General features: G+C 47.1%; 22 protein-coding genes. 4 read left to right on the top strand and 18 right to left on the bottom strand.

What is annotated here, in order from left to right; translation table 11 throughout:
* Window positions 1-25: 25 nt before the first annotated feature.
* The 18 genes from QQK21_RS20650 to QQK21_RS20565 form a co-directional block, all read right to left on the bottom strand.
* Window positions 26-787 (bottom strand): ATPase, T2SS/T4P/T4SS family, encoded by a 762-nt coding sequence (locus QQK21_RS20650; RefSeq protein ID WP_284194057.1) that lies wholly within the window; start codon window positions 785-787, stop codon window positions 26-28.
* 5 nt (window positions 788-792) lie between these two features.
* A complete protein-coding gene (locus tag QQK21_RS20645) occupies window positions 793-1,386 on the bottom strand; it encodes a hypothetical protein (protein ID WP_284194056.1) in 594 nt (197 codons plus the stop codon).
* A complete protein-coding gene (locus tag QQK21_RS20640; protein WP_284194055.1) occupies window positions 1,383-2,477 on the bottom strand; it encodes a hypothetical protein in 1,095 nt (364 codons plus the stop codon). Before QQK21_RS20640 ends, QQK21_RS20645 begins: the two co-directional genes overlap by 4 nt.
* On the bottom strand, window positions 2,474-3,961 hold the full coding sequence (locus QQK21_RS20635) for a type II secretion system protein GspD (RefSeq protein WP_284194054.1): 1,488 nt from the start codon (window positions 3,959-3,961) through the stop codon (window positions 2,474-2,476). Before QQK21_RS20635 ends, QQK21_RS20640 begins: the two co-directional genes overlap by 4 nt.
* Window positions 3,958-5,145, bottom strand: a complete 1,188-nt coding sequence (pilL2, locus tag QQK21_RS20630) for a PFGI-1 class ICE element type IV pilus protein PilL2 (protein WP_284194053.1) — start codon at window positions 5,143-5,145, stop codon at window positions 3,958-3,960. The genes QQK21_RS20635 and pilL2 overlap by 4 nt, the downstream gene beginning before the upstream one ends.
* A 248-nt stretch (window positions 5,146-5,393) precedes the next feature.
* Window positions 5,394-6,068 carry an RES family NAD+ phosphorylase gene (locus tag QQK21_RS20625; RefSeq protein ID WP_284194052.1) on the bottom strand — a complete coding sequence of 225 codons (675 nt, stop codon included), beginning with the start codon at window positions 6,066-6,068 and terminating at the stop codon, window positions 5,394-5,396.
* A 3-nt stretch (window positions 6,069-6,071) separates the two neighbouring features.
* Window positions 6,072-6,488 (bottom strand): MbcA/ParS/Xre antitoxin family protein, encoded by a 417-nt coding sequence (locus QQK21_RS20620; RefSeq protein WP_284194051.1) that lies wholly within the window; start codon window positions 6,486-6,488, stop codon window positions 6,072-6,074.
* A 171-nt stretch (window positions 6,489-6,659) separates the two neighbouring features.
* The gene (locus QQK21_RS20615; RefSeq protein ID WP_284194050.1) at window positions 6,660-6,785 is read right to left on the bottom strand and encodes a hypothetical protein; all 126 of its coding nucleotides are present in this window, start codon (window positions 6,783-6,785) and stop codon (window positions 6,660-6,662) included.
* Window positions 6,760-6,990: a hypothetical protein gene (locus QQK21_RS20610; protein WP_284194049.1), complete on the bottom strand. Its 231-nt coding sequence runs from the start codon at window positions 6,988-6,990 to the stop codon at window positions 6,760-6,762. Before QQK21_RS20610 ends, QQK21_RS20615 begins: the two co-directional genes overlap by 26 nt.
* 91 nt (window positions 6,991-7,081) lie before the next feature.
* A complete protein-coding gene (locus QQK21_RS20605; protein WP_284194048.1) occupies window positions 7,082-7,624 on the bottom strand; it encodes a hypothetical protein in 543 nt (180 codons plus the stop codon).
* 247 nt (window positions 7,625-7,871) lie between these two features.
* On the bottom strand, window positions 7,872-8,102 hold the full coding sequence (locus tag QQK21_RS20600; protein WP_284194047.1) for a hypothetical protein: 231 nt from the start codon (window positions 8,100-8,102) through the stop codon (window positions 7,872-7,874).
* Window positions 8,102-8,509 carry a hypothetical protein gene (locus tag QQK21_RS20595; protein WP_284194046.1) on the bottom strand — a complete coding sequence of 136 codons (408 nt, stop codon included), beginning with the start codon at window positions 8,507-8,509 and terminating at the stop codon, window positions 8,102-8,104. Before QQK21_RS20595 ends, QQK21_RS20600 begins: the two co-directional genes overlap by 1 nt.
* A 100-nt stretch (window positions 8,510-8,609) precedes the next feature.
* Window positions 8,610-9,089 (bottom strand): hypothetical protein, encoded by a 480-nt coding sequence (locus QQK21_RS20590; RefSeq protein WP_284194045.1) that lies wholly within the window; start codon window positions 9,087-9,089, stop codon window positions 8,610-8,612.
* Between the two features lie 116 nt (window positions 9,090-9,205).
* Window positions 9,206-9,622, bottom strand: coding sequence for a DUF3577 domain-containing protein (locus tag QQK21_RS20585; protein ID WP_284194044.1), 417 nt, complete (start codon window positions 9,620-9,622; stop codon window positions 9,206-9,208).
* Between the two features lie 374 nt (window positions 9,623-9,996).
* The gene (locus QQK21_RS20580) at window positions 9,997-10,239 is read right to left on the bottom strand and encodes a hypothetical protein (protein ID WP_284194043.1); all 243 of its coding nucleotides are present in this window, start codon (window positions 10,237-10,239) and stop codon (window positions 9,997-9,999) included.
* A complete protein-coding gene (locus QQK21_RS20575; protein WP_284194042.1) occupies window positions 10,236-12,395 on the bottom strand; it encodes a DNA topoisomerase III in 2,160 nt (719 codons plus the stop codon). The genes QQK21_RS20580 and QQK21_RS20575 overlap by 4 nt, the downstream gene beginning before the upstream one ends.
* A complete protein-coding gene (locus QQK21_RS20570) occupies window positions 12,392-12,610 on the bottom strand; it encodes a hypothetical protein (RefSeq protein ID WP_284194041.1) in 219 nt (72 codons plus the stop codon). Before QQK21_RS20570 ends, QQK21_RS20575 begins: the two co-directional genes overlap by 4 nt.
* A 55-nt stretch (window positions 12,611-12,665) precedes the next feature.
* Entirely contained in the window at window positions 12,666-13,121 is a 456-nt protein-coding gene (locus QQK21_RS20565; protein WP_284194040.1) for a single-stranded DNA-binding protein, read from the bottom strand.
* A 687-nt stretch (window positions 13,122-13,808) separates the two neighbouring features.
* On the opposite strand from QQK21_RS20565, the gene QQK21_RS20560 reads away from it, so the two are divergent.
* The 4 genes from QQK21_RS20560 to QQK21_RS20545 all read left to right on the top strand — a co-directional run bounded on the left by QQK21_RS20560 (window position 13,809) and on the right by QQK21_RS20545 (window position 15,832).
* Window positions 13,809-14,303, top strand: a complete 495-nt coding sequence (locus QQK21_RS20560; protein ID WP_284194039.1) for a hypothetical protein — start codon at window positions 13,809-13,811, stop codon at window positions 14,301-14,303.
* Window positions 14,246-15,175, top strand: a complete 930-nt coding sequence (locus QQK21_RS20555) for an integrase domain-containing protein (protein WP_284194038.1) — start codon at window positions 14,246-14,248, stop codon at window positions 15,173-15,175. The genes QQK21_RS20560 and QQK21_RS20555 overlap by 58 nt, the downstream gene beginning before the upstream one ends.
* A 159-nt stretch (window positions 15,176-15,334) precedes the next feature.
* Complete coding sequence (locus QQK21_RS20550) at window positions 15,335-15,523, top strand: hypothetical protein (protein WP_284194037.1); 189 nt, start codon at window positions 15,335-15,337, stop codon at window positions 15,521-15,523.
* Window positions 15,524-15,625: 102 nt separating this feature from the next.
* A complete protein-coding gene (locus QQK21_RS20545) occupies window positions 15,626-15,832 on the top strand; it encodes a hypothetical protein (RefSeq protein WP_284194036.1) in 207 nt (68 codons plus the stop codon).
* Window positions 15,833-15,905 lie beyond the last annotated feature (73 nt).

Below are 15,905 nucleotides of genomic sequence, written 5' to 3'. Positions count from 1 at the left end.
ATATGAAAATATTGATGAAATAGGATTAGGTGGAACTTATCGGTGAATTGGGCGCAATACCCCAACTCATAAACAAGTCTCGTTGTGTGGGGAGCAAATCCATGGCATCGAAGGTCAGTGGCGCGCCAAGGGGCGTCAAGCAGCGCAGCACCACTTTGATCCCCCTATCGAGTGGCATCAACGCAACCCGCCACTCAACCCGCTTATCCACGCGCTCTACTTTCTCACCGTGTCCATCGCACGTTAAGGTCAATTCAAAACGATCGTTCAGCGGTGTCCGTTCGGTGTAGTTGTGATTGCCCTTCATCTGCAGCGCATAACGGGCCAATTGCTTACCCAATTTATCGCTTTGCAAACGGGCGCTTTCTCCATTGGCCAACTTATCAAGCTGTCGACGCTTCCCATCCACACGAAGCAAGATACGCGTCTCCTGCCGCACCACTTCGATGTGGATATCAGAGGCTTTGGCATTGACCGCCGCTTGGCACAGTGCGGTCAGTTTTTCAGCCATCTGAGACTGGTCGGCCTCTTCCGACTGTTTTGACGAAATAGAGGGCGCCATTTCAAGCAAACGCTGCACGAGCGCAGGGTCTGATTTTTTGACCACGGGCGCCCGTCCTTCATGTGTTGGCTGATTTCGTACGTAGGCCTTGATGACATTCAGCTTTGGCGCGTGTTGAGCATCGTCTACATGTATGATGCCTTGGCTATCGACAACCGTGTGGCCATCTTCAAGACACAAGGCCATCAAGGTTGCGTCCGGCATGACCATTAAGTCTTCATCCATTGCTTTCACCCTCCCACCGTGAACGTTTCAGAGCCTTGCTCACTGCGCACCGTGAGCTGATTATCTTGAATACGCGTCACGGTATAAGGCCCAAATCGCTGACCTTTTTTGACGGTATGCCACTGCTGCCTAAACCACACTCTGGCCACCTTGGATTGGCCTTTTTGAGTAATGCCACGCACTTGCAATGCAGCGGGTTGTGACTCTGTCGCTGCTGCCACTGGCATCGCTCGTTTGGCTTTTGGCAGCGCCGCGAGCCCAAGTGAGTTTCCTACCTCATCACGACCTTCTTGGTCGGCCCGCCTCACCCTGGCTTTTGCTTCGGCAAGCTCAGCCTCTTGTTTCACCTCAGACAAGATTTTGGCTTTATCCAAATACACCTGAATGTCATCAGGCAATGGGGGTAGCGTCACGGGCGTTGGCGGCGGAGCGATAGACACCGCTGCACTAAAGGTGACTTCTGAAACGTCTGATTTCGGCTCTTGGGATTGAGTCACTTGATTTAACTTCGAGGGCGGACTTGGCATCAATAAATTGACGACGATGCCTACTGTCAGTGCCCCTGCGATGACGGTTGTGACCAACACTTTTTTGTTCATAGTGATTCTCCATATAACGTTATCGTTAAAGGGCCAGACAAGGCGCCGGCTTCCCCCATCGAGAAGCTGAAGCGCTCAACCAGCGCGGGCAGTGCTTGAGAAAGCTGGGCGATGACCACCCATTGACTCGGGCTGAGCGTATCGATGTCGAGTGTGATACTGGCACTGTCATCGGATTTCTGCGTCGAGGCTGCCGATACCCCTGCTAAAATCAGCCAATCAGACAACCAAGCTTGAGACTGGCTTGGCGTCACCGTTTGATGCACCCACGGTGTTAAATCCGGCGTCAATGTCAGCTGAATTTTCCCGCCTTGCATATCAAACGAGAGATAGCGGGCCCACTCTGAATATTGCGCTGCCCAGAGCGTCATACCCTGCATGAAACCTGCGGGCGTACGAATAAACTGGAGTGTGACGGTATGGCCTTCGCCCACTATCTTTTCGGCGTGCCAACCAGAGGGCAGAGAGTGCGCCAGGCTCCACAGTGTCGACAATGCGCTGAGAGTTTGATGCGCCGATACCCCTTGCGCCATACGCTGCCGATAATGCTCAAACGGGTCGGTTTGAACGGCGGTTGTCGGCGGTGTCGGCTCTGAACTCATTTGGCTCCATGCCAACCAAGTACCGATACACATAAGGCCAAGCCCCGCGCCAATCAGCGGAAAACGGGTCACTCTACTGAGAGAGGGACCTGTGACGATGACGTCATCAAACACATCCCCCTCGAAACCCACGGGGGCACTTTCGCCAATCCATAAGGTTTGTATTGCGGTGACGCTCACCCATTCCTCTCTAGGGAGGTAACAAATGTCACTCACCACACCCTGCTCGACCATGACAAGTAAGAGCTTCTCTGCGTCTTCAATAAAGAGCGCAACACTCTCCAGTGAGCGGCTCTGACTTATCAACCACTCGACCCACCCTTCACTGATGGCTACCGCAGGCACATCACTGGTGTATAGGCACACGTAGTCACCTCTCACCACCACTTTGCGATATCGTGCAGGGTGCGCTTTTTCTAGGCGCCGTCTGGTACGAAAGATGTTGCCTTGGTGAGGCAAGACCGCTACCTTGATCGCTACCTGGCTCATCCGTCAGCCCTCCTAGGCGTTAGAAGCACTAGGGTATCAACGCGTTGTTTCACCGCACTGGTGTTACCTAATAAAGGGATACCCATGAACGAATTGCCTTCCGTTTGGGATTCTTGCTGAGACACAGAAGCAATGATAATGGTCTGCCCATATTTGAGTTTGTTGGCAAAGTTGATCTTGGCTTCGCGCATTTGAGGGAAAATTAAGAGTTCACCCGCGACTTGCTGACGTTCTAGCGATTCGATTTTGGTCAACATCCCTGAGGTGCGAAGATAAACATGATCGGATTGAATGTTAGGCACCACGATAAAGTCCACGCCTTCGCGGCGTTTCCCCCGTTCAGTCTCAGTGCTGACAACGCCTTCGCTTGAATCAGAGCTGAGGTTTTCAAGAAATTCAATCGTGCGACCTTGAGTAATGTGGTTAGTCTGATGGTTTTGAACCAAGATAGTGATTGGCGTTTCCGTTGATACCTGCCCTTGCTGGTTTAGCGCATTAATTAGGGCACTACTGCCGTCCCATTTTCCGCCACCGGTGAAGGCAAGACCTGGGCTGACCCCATTAGAAATCAGGTCGGTTCCTGGCACAAAGAAGCTGAGACTGCCGCCACTGCCCATTTCCCGCACCAAATCCCAGTTGATACCACGGTTGTGACCAAGGTTAGAGCGAAATTCCAGCACTTGAATATCAAGGGCCACTTGTCTTGTTAACGCGGCTTTCGACTGCTCAACAAAGTCCGCCACCTCTTTCATTCGAGCAGGGGTTGTGCGAACCACTAAACGGCTCAAGGAAGGCACAGAGCGTACACTGCCCATCAGGGCCTTATCATTCGTCCCTTTACCATTTTGGGCATCAAGTGCGAGTAAGCCTCGAACACCTTCGGCGACTTCGCTAAACACATCCACATCACTGCTTGATAGGGTGACAAACTGGCCATCGACTCGTGCCGAGCCTTCTTCATCACTGTTACTGCTTTGGTCTGCACCACCAATTTGGTCACTCAACAGCCCTGGAGGAAGCACCAACTCAAACGTGCGGGAAACGTATTGCTCCACTTTTAATGTCTTCCCGCTTGGGGTGAACCCAAGATCTAACTGACGCTCAAGCTTATTCAGTAAGCCTAACAATGTGCCTTCATGGTCGATATTCACCGCCATTTCGGGACTCACACCGTCGCCGTACCAGACGTCGATACCGGTGGCACTGAGCGCATCCGTTAACACCATGGATAAGGGTAGTTCGGCTCTTATTTTGACCCGATGTTGTAAATATTGCGTCTGTGTTTCCGGTCGAATGGGCGTCAAATTGACCGGAGGCTGCTCAATGGACACCACTTTGCTCAGATTGGGCCCACGATAGGTTTCAATTCGGCTGAGCACAGCCGAGGACTCGTCATTACGCTTTTTTGCTTCGTTGAACCCCATGGTTTCACAGCCCAATAAAGCCAGAGCCAAGGTCGCCCAAAGGATGGTATGTCGTATCATTGATTCGCCTCACGAATGTAAATGGTTTGAGTCGCATCGAGCTTTTGCGCTTTAAGCGGGTATTGTGCAAGGACGACGGCCAAGGCCTGAGTGATGTCGTATTTCGGGGTCACGATGGGGTAGGCGCCCGTAAAGGGTAAATCGTCGGCTTGCCATGAATGAGCGTCGTCCCACTGCCAACCGTAATCTTTCACCAAACGATGCGTGGCATCTTTGAGTGAAGTCCCTTCTACGACGGTTGTCGTCGTACGCTGATTGGACCAAGGATGAAACCCTGCCAATTTCAGAGACGGACGCTGGTCAACCGAGAGCGTTCGTAACTCAGAGACTTCTGCGCTGAGCCTTGCAACAGATTGGGCAAGACTGCCTGTGACCGTCCAGCTTTGTGGCGACAAGGCATCCAGTGCTTGTAAAAATGCGGGGTCTTGCGCCAAGGCCACTTGTTTATAGCCGTCTTGTCTCGCCCATCGCATCACTGCCTCTCTATAGCGCTCGCCTTTCGCAAGCTTGAAAACGGTCTTTGGCTTCTTCGCTTTGGAAGGTTTCGTTGAACTCTTACCTTTGGTGTCTTTTCGAGCAGACTGGCCATAAAGCGTGTCGATTAACGATTCGCCTGAAGACGCGGCACCCAAAGCGCCTAGAGATGCAGGGCGTTGCACAGAATCAAATTGTGACACCGTCACCGCCTGCGTTGGTGTGGGGGCATCCCAGTGGTAGCCAGCTTTCAAGCGAAGGCCCACTTCCCTTTTCACCACGTCTTCTTCCAATTCAAACGCTTCACCACCTATCACTTGCAACGCTTCACGCAAAGGCATGGTGCCCATATTGGTGTGAGCGAGGGGTAAGGGTTGACGATAACGCTGCGCTTCACCATAAGAGGTCGGCGTGCGCAGTGCCATACCACTGCCATTGAGCAAAAAGTTCAGGCCATCACCGATGTTCATCGGACCCACTTTGGGAATACGCACTTCCACAGGGACATTCAAAATATCAACCAATGCTGCCCCTGAAGCGGGGTTGGCTAACGTGTAACGACTCGTTTGAACCACAGGTTTGTCGGTCAGTTCGGGCGCCACACGTAAATTCGATGGCGGCATCGATATTGGTATCGGTGTGACAGGCGGTGGCTCATGCGCACACCCTGACAACAACAGTACCCCAACCACCATTTGGGAGGGTTTCATGACATTCTCCTTGAGTTATCTCGTTTACATTCAACATGGGCCCTCTCTCAACTAGGACAGAACCACGCTTGGCAGAAACGATACCAAGGAAGACAAAAGCTGGGGAAAATAGGAGGGTCTAATTTCGTATGAATTTAAGCGCTGCTGTTTCGTGACAATAGGAGTATTTTGTGGTAGGCAATAGGTTATTTATTGTGAACATAAAAAAGCCCCTAATAAGGGGCGAGAAGAGTAAGGGAATCTCAGGTTTAATCGGTGAGTGTGGTAATTTTTTCAATATGGCTGATTTGATGGCCATCCCATATCATTTCCAAGTGATAACACTGGACCACATCACTGACAACTTTGGGAGTAGAGAGTGCCCAACAGATACCCCCTTCATGACGCACAGAGCGGTAAACAATCCCATTCAGCGTTTCATCGTTTCGAACACGACGTCCCAGCGCTTGGCCAGCGGTGTAACACTCTGCATCGTAGATAGGATCGTCCATGGGTTTATCAAGCGCATCGAACAGGTGAGTCGCATCAAAAGTCACTCGAAGTGCTCGAAACACCAGTCGGTCATAGTGAAGACCTTCAACCTTTGACCAACAACGATGTTGATGATATTCCACTTCCTTGATCGCGGTCATCTCGGTATCCCCTGTGTAGAGCATTCCGAAACTCCCATCCGCAAACCGAGAGCCATCGCGGTTAATGTGGGTGAACGCCGCCACCGCATAGCTTCGACCTCGCTTACAATGGTAAGGGATCTCTTCTGGCTTAATGAGTGACACATTCCCTGCTTCGTCTTGTATCCGAGGGTTGGTTAGCGCTTGAAGTTGATACATGATTTCAAAATCCTCAGGATCAACCACGTCATCAAACAAGTTTATCGGCGGATATTTGGATGCAATCAACCTATAACTTTGGGTCTCACTCACTGTCTATCCCCATTGTCCTGACCGAAGTGCATCGACACGACAAAATACTTCATACAAATCTGAGAATTTGCCACTGCTGATGATAGATAGCGGCGTTCTTCCATTAAAGAAGGCATTGCCGTTATTCATCGTCATAAAACCTCGAACATTTTCAGGGTTGTCAAACACAATCCGCAAACTACTGTGAATGTTGGCGATATAACTCAACCTTTCAAGTTGGTCATCATCCAAACTGATGCTCTCTGGATTCGATTTGTATTTATGAAACGTTGATTTTTTTATACGTAATACTTTTTGTATCTCGCCTGAGCTACACCCCCAGTTATCCATAATGTTCACTGCGGCTTTAAAACCCACCTGTGCCATTTTCTTTTTTGATACTGCATCATAAGCATTGACTGCTGGCATACTTGTACTCATCTCTCTTACTCCTCGCATTCCAAATATAGACTTTTTAATAATAAATGTCCACATGGAGACGCCATTATAATTGCGATGGGGTGACTTAATAAAACCAAGACTCTGAAGATAAAATAACAATGCCCCGAATAACGGGGCATTAAAGTCAATCATTCTCTATGCTGCACAGTTCTAAATAACTTCGTCACCGTACTTCTCTTCAAAATCTAAGTCTTCTTCAGTTAAGTAACCACTAAATCCATCCCATTGGCAAAAGTAAGCGTTTTTACGTTCAGACCAAAATTGAACTTCGATCATGACACCGTTCTCCTACTTTCCCCATATAAGAACCTCTTAACTCGTCCCATTCATCTGGTTTTTTCTCAATAGAAGAAAAGCACTTTTCATCCTCTTCAAAACTACCCCGAACAGGGATATCACCGAACAAAGGGTGGCTATAGGTATCCACAAGTTGCTTTAATAATTTCTGATATTCGCTTTCGCTTTGTATTTTCGTATCCATATTGTTTCCTCTCTTTGAGAGGTAAACCACTCCACTAGGGAATGGCTTACCCTAGTGGTCGTGGTTTGATCACTGAATGATGATTCAGTATTTATATTTCGTTCTTCGCTTGGTTGATTTTTTCCTCCAAATTCCGGTTAAACTTCGCATCCAGTAACTGCCTTTGAATGTGTCGTCGATTACTCACGCCCCGTGGGACATAAATCAGATTAAAGAGCGCTGGCAACTCAGAGTCTGATAACAACATCAGTTTCATCTCTGTTATCACTGACGCTTTGACATGTTTTTGGGTCGCTAACGTGTCAACAAGATGGTCAAGCATCAAATCCACTTTACCAGCCATCTCAAAGAGTTGATCGTTTCGACCAAACTCTGCATCAAAAACGGCTTCACATGTACCACAAAAGTCATCATCACAATCATGATAATCACAGGCAGTACAACTTATCGAGTAATAGCTGTTGATGCAGCCCCCATCATTCCTGTCGTAATCTTTTTCGATAGCCGTTGCGCCACATTCTGGGCATTCAGTGGTGTACTTATGTCCTTCCAGATTAAGTACATTTTCACGAATAAAGTCAGGCACATAAACCGTGTTTCCGATGCCATCTTCAATAGTGAGAGTGTTGTTCATAACCTTTACCTTTAGTAATGAGGCAACACTATCCCACTAAGGAATAGGTTGCACCTTAGTGGGAATATTGAGTGGTTCTTAATCACTCTGTGACTGTCTTAAGAAAAGTGAGTACAGACGAGCTGACTCACTTTGTGCTCTGTATTCATCGCTGAGCGAGCGCAGTAGGGTCCAACTGAGGTCCCTGTTGTCATTGTCTCCTTCTGCCTAACATGGGCAGGGTTTGAAGGTTCAATGGTTCGGGATATCAAGCCATCGGCTTGAGTACCCATTCCTTAATATAAAAGGCTCGATTTAAGCCCATTTGGTTCAGTACCATCCCCACCACATTGAGTGCGATACGTTCACCAAAATATTCGTTATCCAACAGCGTATCAGGGATCATGATATCGATTTCCTTCTTCGCCTGTGAATGCCGATCTTGTGTGCACACACGAGCACCGATGGCAATCCGCTCTGGAGTGTCAGCGCAGAACATTATGCCTCCTTATTGGGAAGCAAAGTCACCGGCATACCTTCCTGTGAATGTGATGCATCTCGCGTGAATACCTGCTGAACACGCCCCCACAATGAGGTCTGGGTAGCTTGTTGCGTCTTCGGCTCTTCCTGAGACTTCATCTCAGCCTGCACTTTCTTCATAAAGTAATCATGCCAAAGACTGAGCCTACTCGCCTCAGCCATAAACACGTACTTCATTTCAGGGTAACGTTCTGGCCAAGTTTGGACTAACTCATACAATGTATTGAGCATGTGCTCAGCCTTCCTTGCATCCCATGCCATATAAGCATCGAGACGATTCCGGCCTACCACACTATAGTACAGGAACAACACCTGACACCGCTCAACCATCACCTTTTGCTGCTCTGTACTCAAAGGTTTTTGCATGATGTTTTCTCCTCAATCAATTACGTTAAGTCGTCGTTAAAAGCGAGAAAACACCCGCCCATGCGAGGTTATCCCGCAAGGGTAGTGAAAGCGCTTAAACCTAAAAACCAGAACGCTTGAAACACTGAGACATCGACATTAATGTCATCATCGTTTTTTCAAGCTCAGGCAACAGTCCGCTTTTTTCAAAGGCCTCAAGGCATGTGACCTCCGCATTGACACCGCATCGGTGGCATTCAAGAAAGCCGCCGTCTTTTTGCTCACCAGATCCTGCAAAAATGCCATTGATGGTGATTGCCATTTTTGGTGATCCGCAAGAGCAAGCTTGCATAGACAGTGTCGCAAAGTTGTGATGCCAAATGTTCTCAATGTCGAGCATTGAGTTGTTTGGGTTTTCATCATCTTTAACCTGTTCACAGGTTAAATCTCCGTCTAACCACTGTTTACTCGTCAAGCAATACCAACGCACTTGATCCTCCTTCGTTGACCAATACGTTTGAGTGGACAAATCGTAATGAGTCGCATGTTTAGGCGAGTAGATGACAAGCTGTCGCAGTGCGCTTTGAATCGTGTCGTTCATTATCTTTCTCTTTCATTGATGTGATCGCAAGCGAGAAAGCATTCCCCAGCGGAAATGAACTTCCCGCGAGGGTGAAGGCGCTGCCCCAACAAGTGGGGCAGGCTGATAGGTTGTGTTTAGGCAGCGTGTGTCTTAGGCGGCTCTGAGGTATACACCACAGAGTCATTAACCTTCAGATACTTCACTTTTAAAAGTCGGCCTTTGATGCAAGCACCTTTTTCGCCGGCTTTATCACCGTTGGTATAGATAAACGAATGAAGATTGATATCGCCCATGACCACACTGGCCATGACGTTATCTTCTTTCTTCACCTCAGCCAGATGCTGTTCGAACAATGCAATGGCCTCTTGACCAACCACATTGCAATCGAAGCGGGTCGATTCTCCATCATTGCCATGAAGACAATTGATTTCGACCGCCCAAAATGGCTGACCCTTACGCGGTATGACTTTGCGGATACGATTAAGATAACCAAATCCTTTGGTGTGCAAATCAAAATGGCGTTGGGGTTGTTGGGTAGTGTTTGTAGACATCGTTTTTCTCTCTTTAATCAAAAAATGAAAAGCGAGAAAAAACTATCTTCCCTGCGGAAAATGATTTTCCCGCGTGGGTAATGGTTGTGTTGACCACAGTAAGACCGTTACTGTGTTCCTTCTCTCAATAAAGAAGGGTTTAATCTCTTCAATCTGACTGAGTCAGACCGCGACACGCTTCCAAGAGGCATTTAAGGCAGAGCCGTGTGCTTGACACTACTTAACGTGAGTGACGAACGTTTTAAGCCTTTTTAGGGTAGCAAAAAACCAATAGGTGTAAAGTAGTTTGACGCCAAAAATGCGAGAAAATGATGGCTTTTTTGCTCATGTGATCGCGTGCTATCCACACTTATGAGCGTCCATCTTTCTAGGCATCATCTTTGGCCATTCGTCTGTGTACCATAGACCGCCATCATGACTTTATGAGCTCGCTCGAGCTTTCTGGCTCCTCGGTGAATGTTGCGCTTGCTCACGCCAGAGCATCGCTCTGCTTGTTCATAACTCAGGCCATCAACCAGACGTAGCCTGACCGCCTCACGACTCTTCATCGGAAAATCCCGTTCAGAGTACAGTGACAATAACCCCTGACATTGAGGTTCGGTTAACCTAACTTTCATGAAACTCCCTCCTTTGAAGTCATCGGCGCCTTTTCTGCTATGCGCTCGCCTACCTTACCTTTGTTGTCAAAATACCGAAGCTGACACCCTTTTTTCCAAGCACTGCATCCCCAGTAGTGCCCCCCTTTCTTCTTTCCAGACCGCCGAATCAACACGCCTTGGCCACATGAGCAAGACTGGTGCTTCACCACATTCCCACGCACGTGATCAAGGATCAACCCACAAACGTCTTTGTCCTCGCAGGCCCAAAACTGAGATTTACCGTGGATCAATCGCATGGTTTTCTTACATACAGGACATGGCATCGTCGGCTGCTCTATTTTGGGCAGGTTCAACTTGATTGTGCCGTTTTTCATTTTCTCAACTAACGTAGACACAAATTGGGTTTGCTGATGCATAAAGGCATCCAAGGTTCCCTGGCCTTTTTCAATGCTATCTAAGCCTTGCTCCCAAAGTGCGGTCATGATCGGACTGCTTATTTCATTTGGCAGAGCAGCAATAAACGCTTGTCCTGATGCAGAGCTCAGCAAGGTTTTCCCCTTCGTCTCTATAAAGCCTCGATTCTTTAGGCTCTCTATCACATCAGCGCGCGTCGCTTCGGTTCCAAGACCTGCCGTTTCTTTTAAAATCGCCTTAAACTGCCGAGGGACTGCGTCACTGCGAGCAATATTGGCCATCGCATCAAGCAATGTGCCCTCAGTGTAGTGCGAAGGCGGCGACGTTTTTTTATCGACGACCTCTAATTGGGTCATGGCTATCGTCATTCCAGCGGTCAGCATGGGGAGTGATTGCTCCTCCTTATCCTCTGCTTTATCTCGATCATTGTCTTTCATGATCACCCGCCAACCCTTCACTTGCTCAATCTTACCACTGGCTTTGAAACGCTCGCCCATACACGCCAATACGACACTGGTCGCATCGTCTTCGGCGACAGGGTAAAACTGAGCGAGGTAGCGCTGGACAATGGCTTGATAGAGGTCGCGCTCAATCGGAGATAGGCGAGACAAATCCCCCGATTTTGGGGTTGGAACAATGGCATGGTGAGAACTTTGTGCGACTTTCTTATCGTTCCAACAAGCACTTTTTATCGTCGGGTCCGCCATCGATACCCACTCCTTCCAGTCACTGTGGGTGTGCAGTGCATCAAAAATAGCCGCAATGTCGCCTTGTTGAGTACAAGGCAAGAACGCACAGTCGGTACGCGGGTATGTGGTAAGCTTATGGGTTTCATACAACGCTTGTGCACCATCAAGGACCGCTTTCGCGCTGTACCCATAACGAGACGACATCGCTTTTTGCAAAGAGCCAAGATAAAACAACGCGGGGTGTTTCGCTTTAACGCGTTTTGTCTGCGCTTCAATTACCTCCCCCATTTGCGATTGACATCGTGACAGCACAGCTTGGGCACGCGCTTTCGATAAACAACGTCCTTGCTCGTCACTTGCGTCTTCCGGTACTTGCCACTGCATAACAAAGGGCGAGGCGGGATGCACGAGCGCTTTCACCTGATAAAACGGGGCAGAAACAAATTGGGCGATAGCCAAATCTCGTTCAACCACCAAACGCAGCGTTGGCGTTTGAACTCGCCCAACGGACAAGACGCTTTGATAGCCCCGCAGGCGCCCAATTAGGGTACACAACCGAGTAAGGTTCATACCCAATAACCAATCCGAGCGCGAGCGCGCTAACCCCGCCTGATACAGAGGCCAGGTTTCTTGATCCGGTTTTAAATGCGTTAAGGCTTTTCGCACACTCGCTTCATCTAGAGAGCTCAACCAAAGCCGTTGCACAGGGCCTTGATAGCCCAAAAACGCTAAGAGCTCCCTAGCAATGACTTCACCTTCCCGATCCGCATCCGTTGCAATGACCACTTCATTTGCCTGCTTAAGCCACCGCGCAATGACTTTGACTTGCTTGGCCTTCCCTTCTCCAACCACCATTTTCCAAGGAGAGGGCAAAATCGGTAAATCATCAAGAGACCACTGCTCCAACGACTCGTGGTATTCATCAGGGTCTGCGAGTGCGAGTAAGTGCCCAAAGCCCCAGGTTACAATCTCCCTGTGCCCTTTCAGTGCGCCTTCCTGCTTCTCGTGACACCCCAACACTCTTGCAATGTCTCTTCCCTGAGACGGCTTTTCACACAAATACAGCCTCATGTCATTCTCCTCAAGCGTGCTTTAACCCAAGAGGGATAGACCTTGGATAACGTCATACCGTCAGTGTTGAATTTTAGGGCTTGTTGAACTTGCCAGACATAGGGCTGGCAAGCCGCAATGTCCTGATCCAACGCGGTCAGCTGGGCCGCGTCTCCTTCTTGCCTGGCTTTGAGTCGCTGGCGCAGCAACACAATGGCTCGGCTCATATTGGCCATATTCCCTCCGTTAAACCTCAACCATCAACCTGTGAACGTTTGGATGCGTTCACGTTCAGTCAATCCCCATCATCGCGTTGCTATAGTGTTCGATAGGCGCCGACTGAGAACTCGCCGCTTGACTGGATTTCATTCCAATCGATTCAATTCGTGATGGGACAATGGTGATGGACTCAGCGGTTAACGCCATTCCTGATTGCATTTGGCCTGGGTTATTTTTGTCTTCCCATGTGTCGATTCTGAGCTCGCCTTCGACTCGCACTCGCATGCCCTTTTTTAATAACTTGGCAACTTCTTCAGCATTCTTTTTCCAATAATCCACATTGACCCAAAAACCGCCTTTATCATCATACAGTCGATCTGGATGATTGGACTTAACGAGTCTGTCGTATTTTACGGTCAGTTTTAATAATGGTCTTGGTTGATCTTCAGAACGTTCATTACCGGGTTGAAAACGGATTTCTGGTGCTTGGCCTATATTGCCATCAAATGTAAAAATACCTCTTGCCATCGTCTTTTCCTATTATCTTCATTTGTTTATCGATTACGTTTACTTTGTCTAACAAAAAGACAAATCATCATCAGTTTAAAAAACAAAACGAATAAGTCACGGATTAGAAGAAACAAAAAAAACACAAAATTAAATCCGTCTAATTGATGACAAAAAATAACAATTGTGGTAATCATTTTTAATTTCTTTTTATTTCATTATATTCATTGAAATACATCACAAAATAATAATAAAATAGCTTAAACAAGTATTAATCAGTTTATATTTAATAAAGGCAATTCATAAATCAATGATGGTTTAACCATTAATATTAATTGCCTCATCCTATTAATCATTGTTTCATGGTCAAACCTCTTCTATTAGGTTTGAATAAGGTGGCGATGACATCGCCTTTTATTGTTTATGCTGGATGCCTATTGACAGAGATAAAAAACGATTTGCCTCAGTGTTATTAGCTGATTGCCTCAACCTTGGCTATTTTCTCTCTGTTTTTCCATTTCACCTCCCTCAGGGCCGACTGAGATTTGGCCCTGAGGGAGGCTTCAAACTGTAGATGCTTGGTGGCTTTTGAGGCATGTCATAGGCGATTGATCCAAAAGTATCATGGGTGCAGATTTTGGTGATCTCAATAAGCGCTGATTTTTATTGATGTTACCCTGTAATTGCTTATTTTATTGTGTATAAAGTATGACTCACTTTCTTTCAAAAAAACAACAGGCGACATTGAGGCAGCAAAGCCAAATTATCCAGCGTCAAGCTCGTCAACTCAATAAAAGCAAGTTAGATCCTTATCGAGATTGGATCTTACTATTGCACCAACAAGACTACTCTGTTTCTTCCATCGCAAGAATTGTGGCAAAAATTACGCCCATAGAGATAAGTCATAACGCTTTACACCACTATATAAAAAAATGGAAAGGTCATACGATTGAGGCAGATAAAAAATCATTGAATGATTCTTGGATGATTGGTTACAACTTATATCCAAAGCTAGAACTTATGAAGCATGAGGTATTATTTCTTCGACATGAAGAAGACTGTACGCTAAGAGAAATACAACTGTGGCTTATGATTTACAAAAAGATCCATTGCGCTACTAACACAATTTCTAGGTCATTAAAAAAATGGAAAAGCTATCCCCTTTCACACCTAAACAAGAAAAAATTGTTAAATACAAAATAAAGGCGTTTTTCAATCAACATTATAACGCTTTGGGCGAAAGTAAAACGGCTGATAATAAACACGCGATTCGCAGTGTCAGAACATTTCATCATCATTTGAATACCGCGCTTTTGGTATTAAAGCGCTTCAATGTTCGTGACATTCAATATTTTAAACCTAAGCAAGCAAAGCAGTGGTTAAATGAGCGCAAAGACTCGGTATCTAAACGGACATTACAGAATGAAAAACGCGTGTTAGAACGAATGCTTGCCATTAAAAAGCCAGGTATCACGCTGACATTACCCAGTCATTTACCCGAGCGACAATGGACAAACCGCGCCTATTCACCGCGTTCTGTCGAAAAAATCATGGCCAGACAAAAGCCTCATACCAGGCTGTCGACTCAGCTGTGTTACCGTTCTGGCCTACGAGCACAGGAGTTACTGACACTGAGAAGGCTTGATGAACAAGCTCCATCGACACGAAGACAATGGCGAGATGACCTGTTCAAGGGCTTGGACGGGGTTAAGTATGTCGTAAATGGCAAAGGAGGGCTATTGCGTGCGGTGATGGTCCCGCACGATCTGGCTGATGAGCTTGAGCGGCGGCGGCTTGCCACACCAAAAACGGTCATCGACCGTGGGGTCAAGCTGACGTCCTACTATGACCTCAGTGGTGGTAAACGTTTTAGTGATGCATTTTCCAAGCTGTCCAAATCGGTACTTGGGTATTCACGGGGCGCTCATGGCCTAAGGTATGATTACGCACAGAATCGCATGTTCGCAGTCCCTGGCGGTACTTGTGAGCACAGTTTGGGGATCGTCAGTCAGGAGCTTGGTCACTTCAGGCCTAGCATTACTGAACATTACCTTAACCCTTGTCAGCCAAGATAAACGTGAGTCTTTAAAGTAATAAAAATGAGACTCTTACAGGTTATTGACACGCAAATTACTATACACTCGCATTTAAGCACACTCGTGTTGGGCTTCGGAGCGTTTTTTGATACTACTCAGCGACTCTTACAAATACTACCGGCATGAATAGGAACGAAAATGGATGAAATCACTAAACTGGAATTGGAAATAGAAGCAAAGCTCTCAGTCATTCAATATGAATTAGGACAGGCCAAACAAAATGCTCATCAAACAATGACCATCGATGTCGAAGCTGCTGAAGCATTGATGTCGAATTATACTTTTCTAACTACTAATGCTCTTCCCTCGAATAAAGATAAGCAATAAAACTCATATCGAGCTAATATTAAAGTTGATTTACTCTCTAACCTTTTCAATACAGTTGACTTCATTAATAGTCTTGTATCTTCGACGCATGGGGAATCACACATGGGAAAACTCACTTCTTCAGTAGGATTTCTATGTTTTTTCTTTGGTATGTTACTTTGCTCCTATGGTGTTCAAGGGTATATAAACAAAGATTTCTCTTGGCCGTTTGTTCTTATCGTTGGTACAAGTACTACCCTTTTAGGAATCGTTATCACTGTACTTAGCAGGCGTATGCTATCGCAGAGACACGAGCAAAAAGAAGAGTAAGTATACGCCTAATCCGGTCAAATAACGCATCCGTCAGCCAATATCTTGCTGACACGTTGATGAACAGAAGCTT

Source organism: Vibrio zhanjiangensis (assembly GCF_030161235.1).
Taxonomy (GTDB): Bacteria; Pseudomonadota; Gammaproteobacteria; order Enterobacterales; family Vibrionaceae; genus Vibrio; species Vibrio zhanjiangensis.
Note: the sequence above shows the minus strand (reverse complement) of the source record. Positions and strands in the feature narration are given on the sequence as shown.